Source organism: Shewanella cutis (assembly GCF_022410515.1).
Taxonomy (GTDB): domain Bacteria; phylum Pseudomonadota; class Gammaproteobacteria; order Enterobacterales; family Shewanellaceae; genus Shewanella; species Shewanella cutis.
In genome coordinates this window covers 22,934-44,030 of the sequence record NZ_JACSDI010000026.1, presented here as the reverse complement: position 1 = coordinate 44,030, position 21,097 = coordinate 22,934, and the positions used below count along the sequence as shown (strand labels likewise).

The following is a 21,097-nucleotide window of genomic DNA, read 5'->3' as shown; positions in this document are numbered from 1 at the left end:
ATTCACTAACCTAAATAATCACTGTCGACACGACAAAAATACGCCTACGAGTGCCAAGATCCTTACCACACTCATTTCCAGAATATGTGGTTCCAGCGCCCTCGCGAATACCTCTCCACGCCACGGCAACAGTGACAGTAGTACCATCAATATCAATACAAGCCGTTGGAGAATCTAATCCCCCCACATTCTGCCCGCCAACAGTTTCAGCAGCACCGATAATACTTTGCTCCCATTGATATAGATCCCAAGCTTGAGTTTCGACTGAAGAACACAGACTTACAGCCCCGACAGCTACATCGCACTCTTTATTTGGTTTACTCAGCGCCCCAGTATATTCACCGCTATAATTGGCTAATTGAGTTCGATTAAGTTTCATCCGGTTAATGATGTCATTAGCATAGTATGAAGCTTGAGTCTGCTGAAAAGACTCAAAGCTGCCTCGTTTAGCAACGATATGTAGATTAAAAATACCAATCAAACCAATTACGAGGATAACCAATGCAACAAGTACTTCAATTAATGAGAAGCCTCGTTGAAATCCTTGATGTGTCAACCGTTCGAATTTAGTCATATTCTTGACATGCTTTTCAGACATTTACCCTTTAAAATCTTAATCTTACAATAAAAACATTACTAACAGTTAATAATAGATGAGAAGAATGTAAGTAGCCAGTAACAATAGCATATAAGCATGGCTTCCATTATGACTCGTTTGCATTTAGTGTATTTTTGGTAATAAAAAAGAGGCTAACAGCCTCTTTTCATTCATCAAAATTTTGCCAAATCGGTTAACGTAATTCAGCGGGTACTGCAAAGACAGTATCTTCTTTACGTCCTTCGACTTCAGTCACCACACTCGGCGCTAATTTCGCGATGGCTTGAACCACTTGCTGTACGAGAACTTCTGGTGCAGACGCGCCAGCAGTCACTGCGACTTTTGTAATATTTTCAAACCAAGATGAATCAATATCATCTGCAGTATCAACGAGATAAGACTGGGTGCCCGTTTTTAAGGCTAATTCACGTAATCGATTAGAATTAGAGCTGTTTTTCGAGCCGACTACGATTAACAGATCCACATCGGCTGAAAGATTACGCACCGCATCCTGGCGGTTTTGGGTCGCGTAACAAATATCATCCTTGCGAGGACCTTCAATAGAAGGAAAACGCTTTAGTAGCGCAGAGATAATGTCCAGAGTATCATCTACCGAGAGCGTAGTTTGGGTCACGAAGCACAGATTATTCGGATCGCGAACTTCTAAGGTTTCGACATCAGCAGGAGATTCAATCAGATAGACTCCGCCATTAGGATTATCATATTGCCCCATCGTACCTTCGACTTCAGGGTGCCCAGCGTGGCCAATTAAAATACATTCAATACCCTTGCGACTCGCGCGTGTAACCTGTAAATGTACTTTAGTGACTAACGGACAAGTGGCATCAAACACCCGTAAACCACGGGCTTTTGCCTCAGCACGTACCGCCTGAGAAACACCATGCGCACTAAAGATAACAATATTGTTATCAGGCACTTGATCTAACTCTTCAACAAAAACAGCACCGCGGTCTTTAAGATTTTGCACCACATAGCGGTTATGTACGACTTCATGGCGAACATAAATAGGGGGTGAAAATAACTCGAGCGCGCGTTCAACAATGCTGATAGCACGATCCACACCAGCACAAAAGCCGCGAGGATTGGCCAGCATGATATTTAAACTTGGGCTGGTAGGATCAAATTTCATCTTACAGTACCTTTACCACGTCGAGTTCAAAAGTGACTTTGCGCCCCGCCAAGGGATGATTGAGATCCACGGTAATCGAATCGCCTGCAACTTCACGTATAATTCCAGGGATTTCACTGCCACCGGGGCCGGCAAAGCTAACAATCACACCAACCTCCAGTGCCATATCAGCCGGAAAACGCGTTCTATCCATATAGTGGATCGCATCAGGATTTGATTCACCAAACGCATCGACAGCTTCAAGCGTAAAACTATGCTTATCACCTTCATTTAAGGATACAAGTTGTGCTTCGAATGCTGGACTTAAGGTGCCATCACCGATATTTAAGCGTGCAGGTTTACCAGAGGCTTTAGTGCTATCAGCGGTAGAACCATCTTCAAGCACAATATTCATATGGCACACTAATGAACGTGTCACAGTCACTACTTCACCTCTTCGGTTTTATCTTGCTTGGATTCACTGTTAAAAAACGAATCCCAAATAATCAGTACAGCACCGATAAAAATCGCTGAATCGGCGATATTAAAGGCGGGATAATGGCTCTTGCCCCAATAGAAATCGATAAAATCCACTACAAAACCATGCATTAATCGATCGACTAGATTACCCAAGGCCCCGCCAATCACTAAGGTGTAGGCCAGATTTAACTTCAATAATGATGCCGACTGCTTACGCAACCAAACAGTCAGCAAGGTGCTAAATCCAACGGCGACGATAGTAAACAACCAACGTTGCCAGCCACCGGCTTCACTCAAAAAGCTAAACGCGGCGCCATAGTTACGGACATAGGTGAAATTAAAAAAAGGTAATAACTGCACCGATTCAAACAAATCAAAATTGGCTAAGACCCATTGTTTGGATAGTTGATCGGCCAAAAACACCAATACAACTACCCAATACCAACGTAAGCCACTGTCTTTCCAAGTTAATGGCATACAGATCCTTTACGCAAACAGACGAACTTCGCCGTCACCTTCAATGTTGGTTACGCAGCGATGACAAAGTGTTGGGTGAGCCTCGATAGTGCCGACTTCTTCCCTGTGGTGCCAACAACGTTCGCATTTCTCTGCTATTGTCGCATTTACCACTAACTTCAATGACGCCAATTCGGTTTCAACTGCATCGCTAGTAGCATCAACTAAAGGCAGAACTTTAGCTTCAGAGGTTAACAACACGAAACGTAACTCATCACCAATATGAGTTAACTGCTCGGTTAAGGTTGCATCGGCAAATAATGTCACTTCCGCTTCTAACGAACCACCGATACGTTTATCACGGCGAGCTTGTTCGATCACCTTGTTGACTTCATTACGTACGGTCAGCAAATTTTCCCAATAAGCATCGCTTAGATCCGTATCTAAAGTGATAGATTGCAGACCTTGATACCATTCTTGGGTAAATACATAAGCATCACGCTGCCCCGGCAGTAACTGCCATACTTCATCCGCAGTAAAGCTTAAGACAGGCGCAATCCAACGCACCATCGCTTCAGCAATATGGAATAGCGCTGATTGGCAGCTACGGCGAGCGTGGCCTTCTTGCTTCGCGGTATATTGGCGGTCTTTGATGATGTCTAAGTAGAAGCTACCTAATTCAACCGAGCAGAATTGCATCAGCTTTTGCGTCACAATATGGAAGTTATATTGCTCGTAGGCTTCAATGATTTCCTGCTGCAGCGCAGCAGCGCGGCGAACAGCCCAACGATCTAGCGCAACCATATCTTCAACAGCGACTAAATCATTTTTCGGGTCGAAACCATTTAAGTTCGCCAGTAAGAAACGAGCTGTGTTACGAATACGACGATAGGCATCAGCACTACGGTTTAAGATTTCATCCGACACAGTCATCTCACCACTGTAGTCGGTTGCCGCAACCCAAAGACGCAGAATGTCCGCACCTAACTTATTAGTGACTTGCTGCGGAGCAATAACGTTACCAATAGATTTGGACATCTTGCGACCTTTACCATCAACGGTAAAGCCGTGGGTGAGCACTTGCTTATAAGGAGCCTTGCCAGTCATTGCGGTAGATATCATCAGAGATGACATAAACCAGCCACGGTGTTGATCGCTACCTTCAAGATACAAATCCACACCATGACCATGGAACTCAGGGCGAGCAGCAACAACAGAGGCAAAAGTTGAACCTGAGTCGTACCATACGTCTAAGGTATCAGTTACTTTGCGGTATTGCTCGGCTTCTTCACCCAGTAATTCAGCAGCATCGAGATCCCACCAAGCTTGAATGCCTTCCTGCTCAATGCGGTTGGCCACACGCGCCATTAATGACACGCTGTCAGGGTGTAACTCTTCGGTTTCGCGGTGGACGAATAAGGTAATTGGCACGCCCCAAGTACGTTGACGGGAAATACACCAATCAGGGCGATTTTCAACCATCTTCTCAATACGGCTTTGTCCCCAATCAGGGATCCACTGAGTCTGCTCAATTTCACTTAGTGCTTGATTGCGCAGGTTGTGGTTATCCATAGAGATAAACCATTGTGGCGTAGCACGGAAGATAATGGGTGTTTTATGGCGCCAGCAGTGTGGATAGCTGTGGCGATACGCAACATGATGTAATAACGCACCTTTTTCTTTCAGCAGTGCAACCACATTGTCGTTTGCTTTAAATACGTGTTGACCGGCAAAAAACTCTGTGTCTGGTTTGTAAACACCGTTATCGCCAACAGGGTTTGCCACTTCTAAACCGTATTTTTGACCAACCACAAAGTCGTCTTGACCGTGACCAGGCGCAGTGTGAACCACACCCGTGCCGGCATCAGTTGTGACGTGATCGCCCAAAATCGCAGGAACATCAAAAGCTAAGAATGGATGCTTAAAGCGAACCAGTTCGAGTGCTGCGCCTTTAACTTTACCTAACACGCTGTGGCTCTCGGCGCCGTAGCGGGTCGTACAAGCTTCAACTAACACATCGGCTAAGATGACAGCGTGAGTCACGCCATCTTTAACAAATTCAACCAAGCTGTAGTCAAGCTCTGGGCTGATTGATAAGGCACGGTTTGCAGGCAGAGTCCAAGGTGTCGTTGTCCAAATCACCATTGAGACAGGATGTGAGTAATCGCTTACACCAAACTGAGCGGCAACGGCTTTGCTGTCTACGGCAGTAAAGGCCACATCGATAGCGGGCGAAGTTTTATCCTCGTATTCCACTTCGGCTTCAGCCAATGCCGAGCCACAGTCAGTACACCAATGTACAGGTTTAACGCCTTTGTGTAAGTGACCGTTTTCAATCACTTTTGATAAAGAGCGCACGATATTAGCTTCGGTAGCAAAATCCATCGTCAGATAAGGATTCTGCCAATCGCCTAACACGCCTAAACGAATAAAATCTTCGCGTTGACCATCAACTTGCTCGGCGGCATATTTACGGCACTCTTCACGGAATTCAGCCGCAGAAATCTTTTGACCTGGCTTGCCGACTTTTTGCTCGACTTTCAGTTCAATTGGCAGACCATGGCAATCCCAACCTGGCACATATGGCGCATCAAAACCTGACATGGTTTTTGACTTAACAATAATGTCCTTAAGAATTTTGTTGACTGAGTGACCAATATGAATGCTGCCGTTCGCATACGGTGGGCCGTCATGCAAAATAAAAGGCGTACGGCCAATTCGGCTATCACGGATCTGCTGGTACAGACCGTCTTTAGTCCAGCGTTCTAACATCTCTGGCTCGCGATTTGCCAAATTACCACGCATCGGAAACTCAGTTTCCGGCAAATTCAAAGTAAATTTATAGTCGCTCATTGATCCTATACCGTTAATTAAACTGATAAATATCAGCCTGCATCGTTACCAAATAAAGCTCTGGCCTCATTTGCATCATTCAAAATCTGTTGTTTCAGGGCATCCAATGAATCAAAAGGTTGTTCATCGCGAAGTTTTGCCACTAACTCAACCTCAACATGTTTGCCATAAATGTCACCTTCAAAATCCAAAAGATGAACCTCAAGCTGGCAAATTTGACCATTTACCGTCGGGCGAAAACCTATATTGGCAACACCCTCATAGATATCGCTATCTTCCCAATAGAGTTTCACCGCAAATACCCCGCGAACAGGGACCACATTGCGCTTAAGTGCAATATTGGCGGTAGGGAAACCGATAGTTCTACCGATTTTTTGTCCGTGAGCAACACGACCACTTAAGATAAAAGGATGACCCAGTAGCCGCCTTGCCTGCTCAAGGTTACCTTTAGCCAATTGCTCTCTGACAGCTGTCGAACTGACTCGTTGCGATCCTACAATAAAACTCTGGGTGCTAACCACGGTAAAGCCATATCTGGCTCCCGCTTGCTTCAGCATCTCAAAATCGCCTTTACGACCTTTGCCAAAACAAAAATCGTCACCGACAACGAGATACTTAACCCCTAACTTACGCACCAGCAATTCTTCAATGAAATGCTCTGCAGGTTGATCAGCAAAGGCACGGTTAAAGTTAACACACACTAACCGCTCAACACCTAGCTCACCAAGCAAGATAATTTTGTCACGTAGTAAGCTCAAACGCGCGGGCGCATTTTCACCACGGAATAACTCCTGTGGCTGAGGTTCAAATGTCATGACAGTCGGGGGTAACGATAGCTGCTTGGCCTTTTGCACGAGATTGGCAATCACCTGTGCATGGCCTCGATGTACCCCATCAAAATTACCTATAGTCAGCACACAGCCATGGTGAGATGACAAAATGTTATGTATACCGCGGATTAATTCCATAACTTTAGATAACTGCCAAGCGCAAATCGGCTGATTATATAACAGCTAACGATAAGAATCAGCAATCAAACTCCCCGTTTCATTGACCAAGGACGAATTCCCAACACCAATAGCCCAACTAAATACGTCATAGCACCAACAGCAATTAAACCAATCAATGCCTTAGCTCGCCCAACTAACTGCCATTCCAGCCACTGAGATTGCGTAGGCAATAAATAGTACAAGACTACCACCATCAAGGCTGTCGAAACCACGGCTTTAAGGAAAAACACCATAGTTGGCTTGGTAATGCGGTAAACTCCAGCTTTATGCAGACCGCGGTATAACAATGTCGCATTTAGCAAGGCAGACATGGATGTGGCCACAGCCAAACCCACATAGCCAAATGGGATTGCAAATATTAAGTTAAAACCCATGTTGGTGATCATGGCGATAATGCCGTAACGGACTGGGGTTTTAGTATCTTGGCGAGAGTAATATCCAGGTGCTAACACCTTAATTAGCATAAAGCTCAGTAAGCCACTACCGTAAGCCATCAAACTATAAGATGCCATTTGCACATCATTGATAGTAAAGGCCCCACGCATAAACAACACCATCAACATCGGCTGTGCGAGTACAATCAACCCCATCATTGCAGGTAAACCGAGCAAAAGAATTGCTTTAATCCCCCAATCCATGGTTTGACCAAAACCATCGCCTTCAGCATTCACATGATTTCGAGATAAAGCGGGTAAAATCACGGTCGCAATAGCAATACCAAATAAACCAAGCGGGAACTCTAATAATCGGTCTGAATAATAGAGCCAACTAATGGAGCCAGTCATCAGGAAACTGGCGATAAAGGTATCAAATAACAAATTGATTTGTGAGACAGAAACCCCAAATAAGGCAGGGATCATCAAAGTTCTGATCTTCACAACCCCAGGATGATTCCATCCCCAAGAAGGCTTAACTAACGCCTTTTCCCGAAGCAAAAACGGAATTTGGAATAAAAACTGAATTAAACCACCGCAAAAAACCCCCCACGCCAAAGTAATTTCTGGCTGAGAAGACGTTGGAGCAAAAAACATAGCCGCAGCAATAATGGCCACATTTAAAAATACTGGCGTAAAAGCCGATACAGCAAAACGTCCTCGAGTATTTAGGATTGAGCCAGCTAAAGCAGTAAAGGTGATAAACCACAGATAGGGAAACGTGATTTTAAGCACGACTGTTGCCAGTTCAAACTTGACACCATCGGGCTCATTATTCAGCCAAGCAACAAACCAGCCACCGCCAAATAAGGCGGATAACACTGGTGACGCAATGACACCGACAAGCGTCACTGCAGTGACCAATAAACCTAAAGTACCAGCAACCTTGCTGAGTAACTCGCGGGTTTCGTCCGAGGTGTGTTTTTCTTGATATTCGGTCAGTACGGGAACAAATGCCTGAGCAAAAGCCCCCTCGGCAAATAATCGACGTAAAAAGTTAGGAATTTTATTCGCGAAGAAAAAAACATCGGCGCTTGTCCCTGCTCCCATTAAATTGGCAACGACAACATCTCGAACCAAACCTAAAACACGGGAAATCAACGTCATAGCACTAACAATCATGCCAGATTTCAATAATTTTTTACTCAAACGTCCCCCAGACCTACATCGAATGGATTAGGTGATTCATCTCAAAAAATCGACTCAGGCTCTGTCACACTGCGGCAATAGCTGCTAGAATTGCGCCACATATTACACGAGTTGGGTTGAAGATAGCCAAGGCGGGTTGAATTAATTTATCTTTATGATGATTATTCAATCATAGTCATTGACAAAGTGACTAAATGCAGGCATATTCCTCGGCCTTTAAAAGTATCAAATCCAGTTTTTAGGAGTTGCACCTTGGCTAATAGCAAGTCTGCAAAGAAGCGCGCGCTTCAATCTGAAAAGCGTCGTCAGCATAACGCCAGCCGTCGCTCAATGTTACGTACATACGTTAAAAAAGTTATCGCAGCTATCAGAGCAGGCGATCACAAAACAGCAACCGAAGCTTTCGCTGCTGCACAACCAATCGTTGACCGTATGGCGACTAAAGGCCTTATTCACAAGAATAAAGCTGCACGTCATAAGGCTCGTTTGAACGCTAAGATCAAAGCACTTGTTGCTTAATTTCCTTAGCAAATAAAAAAAACCGGCAATTGCCGGTTTTTTTATATCTGATGAAAACCATTAATGACAATAAATATTGTTCAATAAATGGATCATCTCACGTACCTCATCACTTTTCAGTGAGTAAAATACAGTTTGCGCTTCTTTGCGTGTGGTCACTAAATTATCTTTGCGCAACCAAGCAAGGTGTTGTGATAGTGCCGATTGACTTAAGCCTAATTTTTTATTCATTTCGCCAACGCACATTTCTCCTTCATTCAATAAATAACAAAGGATAAATAAACGGCGTTCGTTTGCGAGTGCCTTTAATAGCACCACGGCATGATCGGCTCGCTCCTGCATCAATTCAATATTCATTACGCACTTTTTCTCCTAAAACTAACCCCTGCGCTAATATAGCGTTGCCTTACAGATATAGTCGGGACATAAAGCACACTTTTTGCTAGATTGTTTTCAAAAATGGGACATGCTTAATAAAAATAAAGGAAACCTATGAAATCCTACCAAACAACGTTAATAACAGGCCTATTTATTAGCGGTTTAAGCGCCTGTCAAACCCATGTAGAAACATCAGCCAAAACCGATATTCCAGCTCAATTACAACAAACTGCATTAGCTTCATCATTGGGGTATGACATAGTCGAATCTCTCACCGTGGAAGTAGGTCCACGGCTCGCAGGTAGCCCTAAAGATGTTATTGCCGTCAATTGGGCAATGAATAAGCTGGCCAGTCTAGGATTTGATAAGGTCTATAAAGAGCCTGTACAAGTTCCAATTTGGGAGCGAGGCGAAGCGAAAGCCAAAATTATCTCTCCGGTAGAGCAACCCCTAGTGATTACCGCATTAGGCGGCAGTGTTGCAACGCCCGTAGAAGGAATTAAGGCTAAAATTGCTCGCTTTAATAGTTTAGAAGCGCTTCAACAAGCAACTCCCGATGACGTAAAAGGTAAAATTGCTTTTATCGATCAAAAAACAGTGCGTCATATTACAGGGGAAGGTTACGGTAAAAGTGTTGGGGGACGCTCAAAAGGTGCCGTTGCAGCAGCACAAAAGGGGGCTGTTGCGGTAATAATACGCTCAATTGGTACCGACCATGATCGTATGGCGCATACAGGCATAATGCGTTATCAAGATGGTGTACCTAAAATTCCGGCTGCTGCCATGTCTAATCCTGATGCCGACTTAGTCGAAGCCATGTTAAAACGTGATCCTAATGCAGTGCTAGAGCTTAATATGTCACCAAAGGATTTAGGCACCAATACCTCTTATAATGTGATTGCAGAAGTCACGGGGAGTAGTAAGCCTCATGAAATAGTTTTGATCGGGGCTCACTTAGATTCGTGGGATGAAGGCACTGGCGCAATTGATGATGGTGCGGGCGTTGCCATTGTGACGGCAGCAGCAAAGCATATTCAAGATCTCCCCCAAAAACCGGCTCGCACCATAAGGGTTGTACTCTATGCAGCTGAAGAAATGGGGTTGATCGGCGGTAAAGCTTATGCCGAGGCCCATAAAACAGAGTTACCGTTACATTATATTGCTGCTGAATCTGATTTCGGCGCAGGCCCAATTTATCAAATCGATACCAAGGTAAATGAAAAGGTTTTTGCTCAAGTCCAAGAAAGCATAAAGCCAATGGCTTATAACGGTGTCGCGCTCGGTGATAATCAAGCCTCCGGCGGGCCGGATGTCTCCATGTTGCCCGCATTAGGAGTTCCGGTAGCCTCATTAAGACAAGATGGTCACGATTACTTCGATTATCACCATACCCCCAACGATACCTTAGATAAAATCAATCCTAAGGCATTAGCGCAAAATGTGGCGGCCTACGCCCAATTTGCTTATATCATGGCGAACTCGAATATCGTGTTAACACCATTACACAATGAATAAAAAGAACGATTCCACTACAAATTAAGTGCATAGCTAACGAGCAGCCTCGGCTGCTCGTTAGCTGTTTAACTCAAATCAATACTACTGTGCTTCCCGCAGGAAGGTTGGTTCATTTGGCTTACTGTGATCTTCGCTGTAGTAATAACCATCGACCTCAAAAGCTTTTAACCCGTCAGTAGAACTTACTTGCTGATCAATAATATATCTTGCCATCATTCCTCGTGCGCGTTTAGCGAAGAAACTAATGACTTTATACTGACCATTTTTAAAGTCCTTAAATACTGGGGTGATTAATTGTGCATTTAACAGCTTAGGTTTGATTGCTTTAAAATATTCATTTGAGGCAAGGTTTATAATGATATTATCCCTCTGCGCTGCTACCGCACTATTGACCGCATCAGTAAGAGTATTTCCCCAAAACTCGTAGAGATTCTTGCCCTTTTGATTAGTGAGTACTGTTCCCATTTCTAAACGATAGGGCAAAATCAAATCGAGTGGACGCAGTAAACCATATAGTCCCGATAAAATCCGCAATTGTGACTGGGTACGCTCAAGCTGTGCCGCTGTTAGTGTATCTGCATTAAAACCTGTATAAACATCACCTCGAAAAGCAAAGATAGCCTGTTTGGCATTATCAATGCTGTAATCGGGTTTCCACTCGCCAAATCGCGCCGCATTTAATCCAGCAATACTATCGCTGACCTTCATCAATGTTGCTATATCGCTGGGCGTTAACTGCTGACAGACTTGGATTAGCTCTTGGCTTTGGGCTAAAAAATCAGGCCGAGTATGGATTTGAGTCAAAGGTGGTTGCTCAAAATCTAGGGTTTTCGCAGGTGAAACCAAAATCAACATTAACACGCTCCAACTAATAGATTACCTACTATGATACTGAACAGACATAAAAAAACCACGTACAGATGGCGTGGTTTTTTCGATAGCATTAATCAGTGAACTTGAGTTTATCGACTGATAGCAGATTCAGAAGGCGCTTTAGCCAGTTCGTTTACGCTGTTATTCTGCCAAATTCCATCGTCAAGTTGTTCCATTAACTCAGGAAACTTACTTCGATCAAACTCAGGCATTTTACCGCTCTTAAGTTGATCGCAGTAATCATTGATCACTCGAATAGCCAAACCAGACAACAATAACAAAGCGACTATATTGACCGTTGCCATTAGCCCCATTGACACATCCGCTAAATTCCAAACTAAGCTAATTTTAGCCACAGAGCCAAACATCACCATCCCCAGCACACACAGGCGAAATAACGGTAATGCTTTAGTACTGTTCCCCGTTAAAAACATCACGTTGGTTTCTGCATAGGAATAGTTAGCAATAATAGAAGTAAAACAGAATAGGAAAATGGCTACGGCAATAAAGGCTCCGCCCCAATCGCCCACATGGTTTGACATCGCATTGATTGTGAGACGAATACCATCATCACTAGAACCAATATCCCCAGAAAGCAGAATAATGGCAGCCGTTGCGGTACAAATCACGATGGTATCAACAAATACCCCCATCATTTGCACAAAACCTTGGGATGCAGGATGATTAGGGTTTGGTGATGCACTTGCAGCAACGTTTGCCGCACTTCCCATCCCCGCCTCGTTTGAGAATAGCCCACGCGCAATACCCGCTTGCATAGCCTGAGCGACCGTGTAGGCAACACCACCCGCAGCAGCTTCTTGCCAACCAAAGGCACTTTTCACGATCAGACTAATCACGGCAGGCAATTGATCTAAATTGAATAGCACAATAATAAATGCAATCAGAATGTAGGCTAGAGCCATAATAGGGACAATAAACTCTGACACTCGTGCGACTTTACGCAGCCCCCCCATAATCACAAAGCCACTGGCTAGCACCAACCCAATGCCGACATAGGTAGGATCAAACCCAAATACCCGCTCCATTGCCCCCGTAATCGTATTCGCCTGAACAGCATTAAACACTAAACCGAACGCGATAATCAGAAAGAAAGCAAACAGCACTCCCATCCATCTCTGACCAAGCCCTTTCTCCATATAATAAGAAGGACCTCCGCGAAATTGGCCATTGGCATCACGTACTTTATACACTTGCGCAAGTGTTGACTCCACCATGGCAGTCGCCATCCCTAACATGGCAATTAACCACATCCAGAATACTGCGCCAGGACCTGCAGCGCCAATTGCGACAGCAACCCCAGCCATATTCCCAGCGCCGACACGAGCAGCCATACTGGTACAAAACACTTGGAATGAAGACAGACCACTCTCGCAACCTTGACGGCTCATTGTCATGACTTTAAGGGAGTGTTTAAAATGTGTAAGTTGAATAAAAACAAGCCGTAAGGTGAAATATAGGCCAGCTCCAACTAATCCATATACAAGTAACTTGCCCCAAAGGAGTGCGTTCAAAAAATTTACAATAGTTTCTAACATATTATTTTACTTTTTCCCGTAGCAAATGCTCTCCTCCACCTATACTTAAGCTAAAAGGTGCAACATCTGTGGTGAACGAATCCTTCCTAATAAAGGTAAGAATATCGGTAGATTTATTCTTTCAAATTATCCTTCCGTGAATTTACAACATCACGGCTACCGAATTCAACGCAGCAAAATAGCACAGTATTCGAAATTACTCATGTGATCAAGCCTACGTTTGCATACTTAAACAACAGCAATCTCACACTGATAAAGCTTAGATAAGTCACCGTTAATATTAAATTAACAAAAATACAAACTTAAGCCACATGCATTAACCACGGATACATGTTTTAAAATTTGGATGTAGGACACATTTTTGTAAGAAAATTACAAATATAGTAACTCCAAGAAAACATAATTCACTTCCGTCTGCTCTAGTGAGGCTTAATATGACGAATACACATGAAATAAATGCTCTTAAAAAATACGTAAGAGCTACTAACTTCCTCGCCACCTCCCAGATTTACTTAAAGCAAAACGTACTACACAAACGCCCGCTTGCGCATTCGGACATAAAGCCTCGCTTGCTCGGTCACTGGGGAACTTGTCCTGGTATCAACTTTGTCTACGCCAACATTAACCGACTTATAGTAAAACATAATCGTCCTTTTATTTATTTAGTCGGTCCTGGCCATGGCTTTCCCGCGGTACAAGCTAACTTATTCATTGAAGGCTCTCTAAGCCATTACTATCCAGAAACCATTCCTTATAATGAAACTGGTATTGAGGATATCTGTAAGAAATTCTCAGCAGCTTACGGTTATCCTTCGCATGCTAACCCAGAGGCTCCAGGACAAATTCTTGAAGGTGGTGAATTAGGCTATTCATTATCCGTTGGCTGGGGGGCAGTGCTTGATAACCCTGATCTTATCGCGACCGTATTAGTTGGTGACGGTGAATCTGAAACCGGTCCATTAGCCGCATCCTGGTACGCAAACCGTTTAGTTTCACCTGCAACAAACGGTGCTGTATTACCTATCGTCCATATTAACGGCTATAAAATTTCAGGCCCAACACGTATGGGACGTATGAGCCATGAAGAATTAGATCTTGAATTCCGTGGCCTTGGCTACCACCCAATTATTGTGGACAGTGAAGCCGAAGAAGATGTTTATATCCAAATGGCAACTGCCATGGATGCTGCTTATAGCATGATCAACGATATTCAAACCCGTGCCCGCAAAGGTGAAGATATTGTTAAACCTCGCTGGCCAGTGATTTTAATGCGTACAGCTAAAGGCTGGACGGGTGTGAGCGAATATAACGGTCAAAAACTGGAAGGGAACTGCGAATCACACCAAGTTATCGTGAATAAATGTGCGACTGACAAAGGTCATCTAGCCGCCCTTGATAACTGGTTAGCCAGCTATCAGTTCCAAGAGCTCTACCAAATCAATGCCCAAGGTGAATTGATTTTTGATGCAGATATTTGCTCATTGATCCCACCAAAACACTTAGCTTGTGGTCGCCAACATCTTACCTATGGTGGCGAAGTTGTCAGAGCCTTATCTAATCCTGATTTAGAGAAACTCAGCTACGGCCCAGAAGTGCCACGTGGACAACGCGGTTACTCTATGCTGAAGATGGGACAATGGATGCGTGATGCGTTCAAACTCAACCGTGATCAACGTAATTTACGTATCTTTAGCCCAGACGAAACCTATTCAAACCAACTGCAAGCCGTATTTGAAGAAACAGACCGTGCTTGGCAATGGCCAATTGAAAGCTGGGACGAAGATATGTCTCGTGATGGTCGAGTAATAGAGCTACTATCTGAAAACTTGCTTTTCGGTATGTTGCACGGCTACACAGTCACAGGCCGCCACGGCATGTTCCCAACCTACGAGTCATTCTCACAGGTGGTTTCATCAATGGCAGATCAATACTGTAAATATGTTTATGCAAGCCAAGGTGTGCATTTCCGTAAACCTTTACCTGCGTGTAACGTGGTTCTATCTTCATTATTAGAACGTCAGGATCACAATGGCTACTCACACCAAAATCCGTCTTTCTTAGGTGCAATGTTAGAGAAGCACCCGAAGATTATCTCTGCCTATTTACCCGCTGATGCTAACAGCACTTTAGTTTACACCGAACGTGCTTTTGCGGATCGTGACAAGCTGAACATCCTCGTTGCAGGTAAAAAAGAACTGCCACAATGGTTAAGCTTAGAAGAAGCACGTAGACAAGCAAAAGACGGCGTCATGGTGTGGGATTTTGCTTCAGATGAAAATCCAGATATCGTCCTTGCTGGTTGCGGTGACTATGTAACACAAGAATGTATGGCATCATTAGTGATCATTCGTGAATTGCTTCCTCGAGTAAAAATTCGTTTTGTTAGCGTTACAGAATTAAGCAGCGATGGCTTAGGTAGCCGTAAATTTAAAGAAAAACCATGGATGATGGATGAAATATTTACCCAAGATAAAGGCGTTGTATTTAACTATCATGGTTATCCAAATACGATCAAAAAGTTAATTTTTGATTACAAAGGAAGTCGTCGTTTCAGAATTAAAGGTTACGAGGAAGAAGGTTCAACGACCACTCCATTTGATATGGGTGTTCGTAATGGAACTTCTCGCTATCACCTTGTTATTGATATGGCTTACAAACTATTCCAACAGGGCGTTATTGACGAAACTAAGCATGTTTCAATTACAACCGATATGCTGCAAAGACTCGTTGATCACCGCAACTATATCAAAGCAAATGGAGTAGACCCTGTTGAAATTGAAAATTGGGTTTGGACACGCTAACCGTTAATCAAATTAACAAAATACATACAATTAAAAGGCATCCTAAGTGATGCCTTTTTAACACCATAAAAAAATAACAAAATGCTACCCCAAGAAAAAACTTCAGACTAAGCACTGGAAAATTTTAACAAATGCGGTGATAATTAGTCGCTGGCTACAATACCAAAGGATCCCCACACTAAGTGCTAGCAATGTTTTGCATAAAAACCGCAAAGCATATTTTTGGTGGAGAATCATAAACAATGGACTTAGAGAAAATGATGAAGAACACATTAAAAGTAGTTTTGCTTACATCAATGCTTCCACTTGCTGCCAGCGCATCTCAGGAATTAACACCTTGGTATGTTGGCGCAGGTTTAGGCGTTAATAACTATGAACACATTGCAACTGACAACGGTGATGACAACCCATATGCATGGGACATCTTCGCTGGCTATATGTTTAATGACTACTTTGGTGCAGAAATCGGCTATCGTGATCTAGGTAGTGCAGACTGGACTACAGGTAGCATTAGCAATGATGCAGACGTTAAAGGAGCAACTCTGGGCTTAGTTGGTGTATGGCCACTAGGTAACCGTTGGAGCCTATCTGCTGAAGCGGGTGCAATGTACTACACCTTAGAAAACAGCCAACATATTGGTACAACTTCAAGCTCATACAGCTCTAACGATTTTGCACCTTACTTCGGTGCAGGCGTAGGTTATAACTTTACTGATAACCTGAAGTTACAAGCTAAATATCGTCGTTATGAAAACTTAGACGATACTGACTTCAACACGATTGAAGCTGATAGCAATTACTGGGGTTTAGAATTAAGCTACCGTTTCGGTACGCCAGCAGCCGTTGCACCTGTAGCAGCAGTTGTTGCAGCAGCACCAGTTGACTCAGACAACGATGGTGTATACGACGATAAAGATCAGTGCCCAGCAACGCCAGCAACTCACAAAGTTGACTCTGTTGGCTGTACTATCTATGAAAACGTTAAAAAGCAAGAAGATGTAGGTTCTATCCAATTTGCTAACGATTCTGCTGTAGTGAAAAAAGAGTACTACAAAGATATCGAAAGATTGGCTAACTACATGAATAAAAACCCAGAATTCACAGTTGAAATCGCGGGTCACGCTTCTAACGTAGGTAAACCAGAATACAACATGGTTCTGTCTGACAAACGTGCTGACGCTGTTGCCAAAATCCTTGTTGAAAAGTTTGGCATTAGCCAAAGCCGTGTAACTTCAAACGGTTACGGCATTACCAAGCCTTTAGTAGCTGGTAATTCAAAAGAAGCTCATGCAGCTAACCGCCGCATCGAAGCTATCGTGACAACGACTGAAAAACAACCTGTTCTGAAGTAATTGCACTGTTAGAATAAAAAAGTCGCTGCTTGCAGCGACTTTTTGTTTTTACGGCATCTACACTATCTAATCTGATGGCGCTTGGGCTGATAGAGTGCTACAAACACAATATTCAGCAAGAAACGATATAGTTTCACCATTTTTGTAATTTTTTTACATTGATGGTTGGAAAATTTGGCAAAATCGCTTCTAATAGTCATCAGTTAATTTCTGAGTTTTGACCGCTATCTGAGAAGGATGTTTTTCATGGCAAATACATTAGAGCAACTCAAGTCATACACTACTATTGTGGCCGATACTGGCGATATTGAAGCAATTAAGCGCTATCAACCAGAAGACGCAACCACTAACCCATCACTCATTTTAAAAGCATCACAAATCCCTGAGTATAGCGCGCTAATCGACAATGCCATCGCATGGGCTAAATTACAAAGTACTGATATTGAGCAACAGATTGATGATGCCAGCGATAAACTTGCCGTCAACATTGGAGTCGAAATTCTAAAACTCGTTCCAGGTCGAATCTCAACTGAAGTCGATGCCCGCTTATCCTTCGATAAAGAAAAATCTATTGCGAAAGCGCACAAACTAGTTCGCCTATATCAGGAAGCTGGTGTAGATAAATCTCGTATTTTGATCAAACTTGCATCAACTTGGGAAGGTATTTGTGCCGCCAAAGAATTAGAGCAAGAAGGTATCAACTGTAACTTAACGCTGCTATTCAGCTTTGCGCAGGCACGAGCCTGTGCTGAAGCTGGCGTGTACTTAATTTCTCCATTCGTTGGCCGCATCCTCGACTGGTACAAAAAAGACACAGGCAAAGAGTACGACGCAGTAAATGATCCAGGTGTCGTTTCTGTAACCGAAATTTACAACTACTACAAACAGCATGGCTATAACACTGTAGTAATGGGTGCAAGTTTCCGTAATATTGGTGAAATCATAGAGTTAGCAGGCTGTGACCGCCTAACAATTGGTCCTTCATTACTTGAAGAATTAGCCAATTCGCAAGTGGCTATTCAGCCAAAACTTGTCCCGACAAGCACAACAGTTGCCGCAGGTGAACCATTAACAGAAGCGCAATTCCGTTGGGAATTCAACCAAGATGCGATGGCTGTCGATAAGTTAGCTGAAGGTATCCGTAACTTTGCTATAGACCAAGGCAAACTCGAAGTCATGCTCAAGGCAAAACTGGCAAACTAAGTATCTTCGGAGACAATTCGATGACCATCTTGACCCAAAGCACAACCTGGCAGGCTTTATCGGCCCATAGCCAAAATATTCCGCATATGCGTGAGTTATTTGCATCAGATCCTGCACGCTTTACCAAAATGTCGCTTTCAAGCTGCGGCCTATTTTTAGATTATTCAAAAAATAGAGCAACACCTGAGACTCTCAACTTACTGCTGACACTGGCGCAAGAAGCCAAGCTTGACGCTAAAATCAAGGCGATGTTTGCCGGTGATATCATTAACACCACCGAAAAACGTGCCGTTTTGCATACCGCACTGCGCAGCACCGTGGACCAATCCATCATTGCCGAAGGTCAAGATATCGTTCCTGAAGTACAGCAAACGCTGAACAAGATGCAGCAGTTTGTCACTTCAGTCACCTCAAGACTGTGGAAAGGCTACACAGGCAAAGCCATTACCGATATTGTCAGTATCGGTATCGGTGGTTCATTCCTTGGCCCTAAAATTGTTTCCCAAGCCTTACGCCCATACTGGATAACAGGTCTCAATTGCCATTTTGTTGCAAACGTCGATGGCACCTCGATCAGTGAAAAACTCAAGCTGCTCGATCCTGAAACCACCCTGTTTATCATGTCGTCTAAGTCTTTTGGTACACAAGAAACGCTCACCAACACCTTAACGGCAAAAGCGTGGTTTTTAGCGAAAGGTGGTTCACAGTCTGATGTAGCTAAGCACTTTGCTGCAGTCACCTCTAATGTGGCAAAAGCAACTGAGTTTGGTATCGATGCCGACAATATCTTCCCGATGTGGGACTGGGTTGGAGGTCGCTATTCTCTGTGGTCTGCCATTGGTTTGCCTATTGCCTTACTCATCGGCATGGATAACTTTAGAGCTCTACTAAAGGGGGCACAGCAAATGGATACCCATTTTGCCAATGCGCCTCTGGCGGAAAATATGCCTGTTATTATGGGAATGCTCTCCCTGTGGTACGGTAACTTCTTTAATGCTCAAAGCCATGTTGTATTGACCTATGATCATTACCTACGTGGACTTCCAGCTTACTTTCAACAACTTGATATGGAAAGTAACGGTAAGTCAGTCACACTCAATGGCACCCATGTCGATTACAGCACAGGTCCAGTGATTTGGGGCGGTGAAGGTACAAACGGTCAACACGCTTACCACCAGCTGCTACACCAAGGTACAGCCTTGATCCCAGCCGATTTTATTATGCCGCTGCAAAGCCATAATCCGATCGGAGAACACCATGATCAGTTAGCATCTAACTGTTTTGGACAAACCCAAGCGCTCATGCAAGGACGCACCTTGGATGAAGCACTAGCAGAATTGAGTAAAAGCACCTTAAGCGACGAGGAAAAGCTACTTATTGCTAAACACAAAGTCATGCAGGGCAATAAACCCAGTAACACCTTACTGATGGATAAACTCACACCAGAAACCTTAGGTTCGTTGATTGCCCTCTATGAGCACAGAACCTTTGTTCAAGGCGCTATTTGGGATATTAATTCCTTCGACCAATGGGGCGTAGAACTGGGTAAAACCCTAGGCAATGATGTACTCACCCGTATTGGCGCAGATCAAGAGGCAACGGCCTTAGATGCGTCGAGTAATGGGTTAATTAATCTTTATCGACGGGGTAAAATCTGATCGAACAAAAAGCCAGCGATTGCTGGCTTTTTTATTATATCTAGTTAATAAAGTTAAAAAAATTCTAGCTACCATCTCTAAAGTAATAGCCAAGAACAATGGCATATCATTCAAACTTCATTTCAAGTTAACACAAATGAAACATAATTCTTGCACCCTGTTTTAAAAATATGTTATTTAATTGCTGACAAAACATACAACAACAGGAGGTTACCATGGATCGTTTAGATTATGGTTGTGCGCTAGATGAAGTTGTAGAAAGACCCGACCGCTCACGAGGTTCTAATAAAAAACGTAAGTGGCGCGAAATCGAGGCCTTAAAGGACAAACATCGTTTACTCAAGGAATTACAAGAAATTGATAACAACTTTGATTACGATATAGATACCATCCAGTTGTAACCTGTTGTTTTATTGACAGCATATAAAGAAAAAGCGCTTTTGGCGCTTTTTCTGTTTTGTGCTCTTTTGATTAGCCGATAGCCCTATTCAGAATTTTTTAAATAAGAACGTAAGTCATCGAAGGCTTGCTGTTCGCGGTCAAGAAATAGCGGATCATCGATTAAAGACGCTTGGCATTGTTGCTCTATCACCTTCCAGTCATGTTCGGTTAACGTCTTCGCAAGCAAAGGGAAAATGTCCCGCTCCTCCATTTGCATATGTTTTTCTTGTAATTCAACATATTCAGCAAAATCGGCAATCAGTTTATCCCTTGCGACCACAATGTCACTTAATATCAGGTTCAGGGTATTCATTAATGCTGACGACGCTGCAGTCACGGTTTGATGCTCGGCACTGAGATTATCAATTTCATCATTTGCCTTATGCGCTAAATAGTAAGCATAAATAATGTCTTCAACGGGATGATGGCTACGCTCAGCATATCCTTGCATATACTCAACAATGTCTCTCACTACGATAAAATTAATCGCTTCACCTTCAACTAATTTCATCTGTTTGTTTTTCAAGACATTCAATAGCACTGCTATATGTTTATGGTCATGCATGAGTCTTCTAAGCATATCGCCTCCTGAACTTGGGCTCTGAGTATTGATACTAGTCAAGTCGTTTATTGATCTCCAATATAACAGGCGAATTCCTGTTTGCTTTATGACCATGATCAAGTAATTAACA

The 21,097-nt window shown here is 43.4% G+C and carries 18 protein-coding genes; 7 read left to right on the top strand and 11 right to left on the bottom strand.

Going from position 1 to position 21,097, the window contains the following annotated elements; all coding sequences use genetic code 11:
- Nucleotides 1-10: 10 nt before the first annotated feature.
- The 7 genes from pilV to murJ all read right to left on the bottom strand — a co-directional run bounded on the left by pilV (nt 11) and on the right by murJ (nt 8,109).
- Nucleotides 11-598, bottom strand: coding sequence for a type IV pilus modification protein PilV (gene pilV / locus H9J30_RS20275; RefSeq protein ID WP_240132642.1), 588 nt, complete (start codon nt 596-598; stop codon nt 11-13).
- Between the two features lie 193 nt (nt 599-791).
- A complete protein-coding gene (gene ispH, locus H9J30_RS20270) occupies nt 792-1,748 on the bottom strand; it encodes a 4-hydroxy-3-methylbut-2-enyl diphosphate reductase (protein WP_011073362.1) in 957 nt (318 codons plus the stop codon).
- A 1-nt stretch (nt 1,749) separates the two neighbouring features.
- On the bottom strand, nt 1,750-2,172 hold the full coding sequence (gene fkpB, locus H9J30_RS20265) for an FKBP-type peptidyl-prolyl cis-trans isomerase (RefSeq protein WP_240132641.1): 423 nt from the start codon (nt 2,170-2,172) through the stop codon (nt 1,750-1,752).
- On the bottom strand, nt 2,172-2,684 hold the full coding sequence (lspA, locus tag H9J30_RS20260; RefSeq protein ID WP_240132640.1) for a signal peptidase II: 513 nt from the start codon (nt 2,682-2,684) through the stop codon (nt 2,172-2,174). The genes fkpB and lspA overlap by 1 nt, the downstream gene beginning before the upstream one ends.
- Before the next feature lie 9 nt (nt 2,685-2,693).
- On the bottom strand, nt 2,694-5,516 hold the full coding sequence (gene ileS / locus H9J30_RS20255) for an isoleucine--tRNA ligase (protein WP_240132639.1): 2,823 nt from the start codon (nt 5,514-5,516) through the stop codon (nt 2,694-2,696).
- A 32-nt stretch (nt 5,517-5,548) separates the two neighbouring features.
- Nucleotides 5,549-6,484, bottom strand: a complete 936-nt coding sequence (gene ribF / locus H9J30_RS20250; RefSeq protein ID WP_240132638.1) for a bifunctional riboflavin kinase/FAD synthetase — start codon at nt 6,482-6,484, stop codon at nt 5,549-5,551.
- 65 nt (nt 6,485-6,549) lie between these two features.
- The gene (gene murJ / locus H9J30_RS20245) at nt 6,550-8,109 is read right to left on the bottom strand and encodes a murein biosynthesis integral membrane protein MurJ (protein WP_240132637.1); all 1,560 of its coding nucleotides are present in this window, start codon (nt 8,107-8,109) and stop codon (nt 6,550-6,552) included.
- Nucleotides 8,110-8,361: 252 nt separating this feature from the next.
- Here murJ and rpsT point away from each other — a divergent pair, with 252 nt between their 5' ends.
- The gene (gene rpsT, locus H9J30_RS20240) at nt 8,362-8,628 is read left to right on the top strand and encodes a 30S ribosomal protein S20 (protein WP_011073368.1); all 267 of its coding nucleotides are present in this window, start codon (nt 8,362-8,364) and stop codon (nt 8,626-8,628) included.
- 60 nt (nt 8,629-8,688) lie between these two features.
- On the opposite strand, the gene H9J30_RS20235 is transcribed toward rpsT, so the two are convergent.
- Entirely contained in the window at nt 8,689-8,985 is a 297-nt protein-coding gene (locus H9J30_RS20235) for an ArsR/SmtB family transcription factor (RefSeq protein ID WP_006084975.1), read from the bottom strand.
- Between the two features lie 135 nt (nt 8,986-9,120).
- Here H9J30_RS20235 and H9J30_RS20230 point away from each other — a divergent pair, with 135 nt between their 5' ends.
- Entirely contained in the window at nt 9,121-10,521 is a 1,401-nt protein-coding gene (locus tag H9J30_RS20230; protein ID WP_240132636.1) for a M28 family metallopeptidase, read from the top strand.
- A gap of 81 nt (nt 10,522-10,602) precedes the next feature.
- Here the strand turns inward: H9J30_RS20230 and yaaA are convergent, their stop codons facing one another.
- Both yaaA and H9J30_RS20220 read right to left on the bottom strand, forming a co-directional pair.
- The gene (gene yaaA, locus H9J30_RS20225; protein ID WP_240132635.1) at nt 10,603-11,376 is read right to left on the bottom strand and encodes a peroxide stress protein YaaA; all 774 of its coding nucleotides are present in this window, start codon (nt 11,374-11,376) and stop codon (nt 10,603-10,605) included.
- A 107-nt stretch (nt 11,377-11,483) separates the two neighbouring features.
- Nucleotides 11,484-12,950 carry an alanine/glycine:cation symporter family protein gene (locus H9J30_RS20220; RefSeq protein ID WP_240132634.1) on the bottom strand — a complete coding sequence of 489 codons (1,467 nt, stop codon included), beginning with the start codon at nt 12,948-12,950 and terminating at the stop codon, nt 11,484-11,486.
- Between the two features lie 434 nt (nt 12,951-13,384).
- Here H9J30_RS20220 and H9J30_RS20215 point away from each other — a divergent pair, with 434 nt between their 5' ends.
- From H9J30_RS20215 to H9J30_RS20195, 5 genes are all read left to right on the top strand, one after another.
- The gene (locus tag H9J30_RS20215) at nt 13,385-15,751 is read left to right on the top strand and encodes a phosphoketolase family protein (RefSeq protein ID WP_240132633.1); all 2,367 of its coding nucleotides are present in this window, start codon (nt 13,385-13,387) and stop codon (nt 15,749-15,751) included.
- Between the two features lie 242 nt (nt 15,752-15,993).
- On the top strand, nt 15,994-17,103 hold the full coding sequence (locus H9J30_RS20210) for an OmpA family protein (protein WP_240132632.1): 1,110 nt from the start codon (nt 15,994-15,996) through the stop codon (nt 17,101-17,103).
- 246 nt (nt 17,104-17,349) lie between these two features.
- A complete protein-coding gene (tal, locus tag H9J30_RS20205) occupies nt 17,350-18,306 on the top strand; it encodes a transaldolase (protein WP_240132631.1) in 957 nt (318 codons plus the stop codon).
- Nucleotides 18,307-18,326: 20 nt separating this feature from the next.
- Nucleotides 18,327-19,964, top strand: coding sequence for a glucose-6-phosphate isomerase (pgi, locus tag H9J30_RS20200; protein WP_240132630.1), 1,638 nt, complete (start codon nt 18,327-18,329; stop codon nt 19,962-19,964).
- A 215-nt stretch (nt 19,965-20,179) separates the two neighbouring features.
- The gene (locus H9J30_RS20195; RefSeq protein ID WP_011073377.1) at nt 20,180-20,365 is read left to right on the top strand and encodes a DUF3545 family protein; all 186 of its coding nucleotides are present in this window, start codon (nt 20,180-20,182) and stop codon (nt 20,363-20,365) included.
- 83 nt (nt 20,366-20,448) lie between these two features.
- Here H9J30_RS20195 and H9J30_RS20190 read toward each other — a convergent pair whose 3' ends face one another.
- Nucleotides 20,449-20,985 (bottom strand): hemerythrin domain-containing protein, encoded by a 537-nt coding sequence (locus tag H9J30_RS20190; protein ID WP_240132629.1) that lies wholly within the window; start codon nt 20,983-20,985, stop codon nt 20,449-20,451.
- Nucleotides 20,986-21,097: the final 112 nt, after the last annotated feature.

Coding starts and splice junctions, on each gene's coding strand:
- lspA (WP_240132640.1), bottom strand. CDS start 2,684: ATGCCATTAACTTGGAAAGACAGTGGCTTACGTTGGTATTGGGTAGTT.
- ribF (WP_240132638.1), bottom strand. CDS start 6,484: ATGGAATTAATCCGCGGTATACATAACATTTTGTCATCTCACCATGGC.
- H9J30_RS20195 (WP_011073377.1), top strand. CDS start 20,180: ATGGATCGTTTAGATTATGGTTGTGCGCTAGATGAAGTTGTAGAAAGA.
- H9J30_RS20230 (WP_240132636.1), top strand. CDS start 9,121: ATGAAATCCTACCAAACAACGTTAATAACAGGCCTATTTATTAGCGGT.
- H9J30_RS20190 (WP_240132629.1), bottom strand. CDS start 20,985: ATGCTTAGAAGACTCATGCATGACCATAAACATATAGCAGTGCTATTG.
- pilV (WP_240132642.1), bottom strand. CDS start 598: ATGTCTGAAAAGCATGTCAAGAATATGACTAAATTCGAACGGTTGACA.
- pgi (WP_240132630.1), top strand. CDS start 18,327: ATGACCATCTTGACCCAAAGCACAACCTGGCAGGCTTTATCGGCCCAT.
- yaaA (WP_240132635.1), bottom strand. CDS start 11,376: ATGTTGATTTTGGTTTCACCTGCGAAAACCCTAGATTTTGAGCAACCA.
- H9J30_RS20220 (WP_240132634.1), bottom strand. CDS start 12,950: ATGTTAGAAACTATTGTAAATTTTTTGAACGCACTCCTTTGGGGCAAG.
- ileS (WP_240132639.1), bottom strand. CDS start 5,516: ATGAGCGACTATAAATTTACTTTGAATTTGCCGGAAACTGAGTTTCCG.
- H9J30_RS20215 (WP_240132633.1), top strand. CDS start 13,385: ATGACGAATACACATGAAATAAATGCTCTTAAAAAATACGTAAGAGCT.
- H9J30_RS20210 (WP_240132632.1), top strand. CDS start 15,994: ATGGACTTAGAGAAAATGATGAAGAACACATTAAAAGTAGTTTTGCTT.
- H9J30_RS20235 (WP_006084975.1), bottom strand. CDS start 8,985: ATGAATATTGAATTGATGCAGGAGCGAGCCGATCATGCCGTGGTGCTA.
- tal (WP_240132631.1), top strand. CDS start 17,350: ATGGCAAATACATTAGAGCAACTCAAGTCATACACTACTATTGTGGCC.
- ispH (WP_011073362.1), bottom strand. CDS start 1,748: ATGAAATTTGATCCTACCAGCCCAAGTTTAAATATCATGCTGGCCAAT.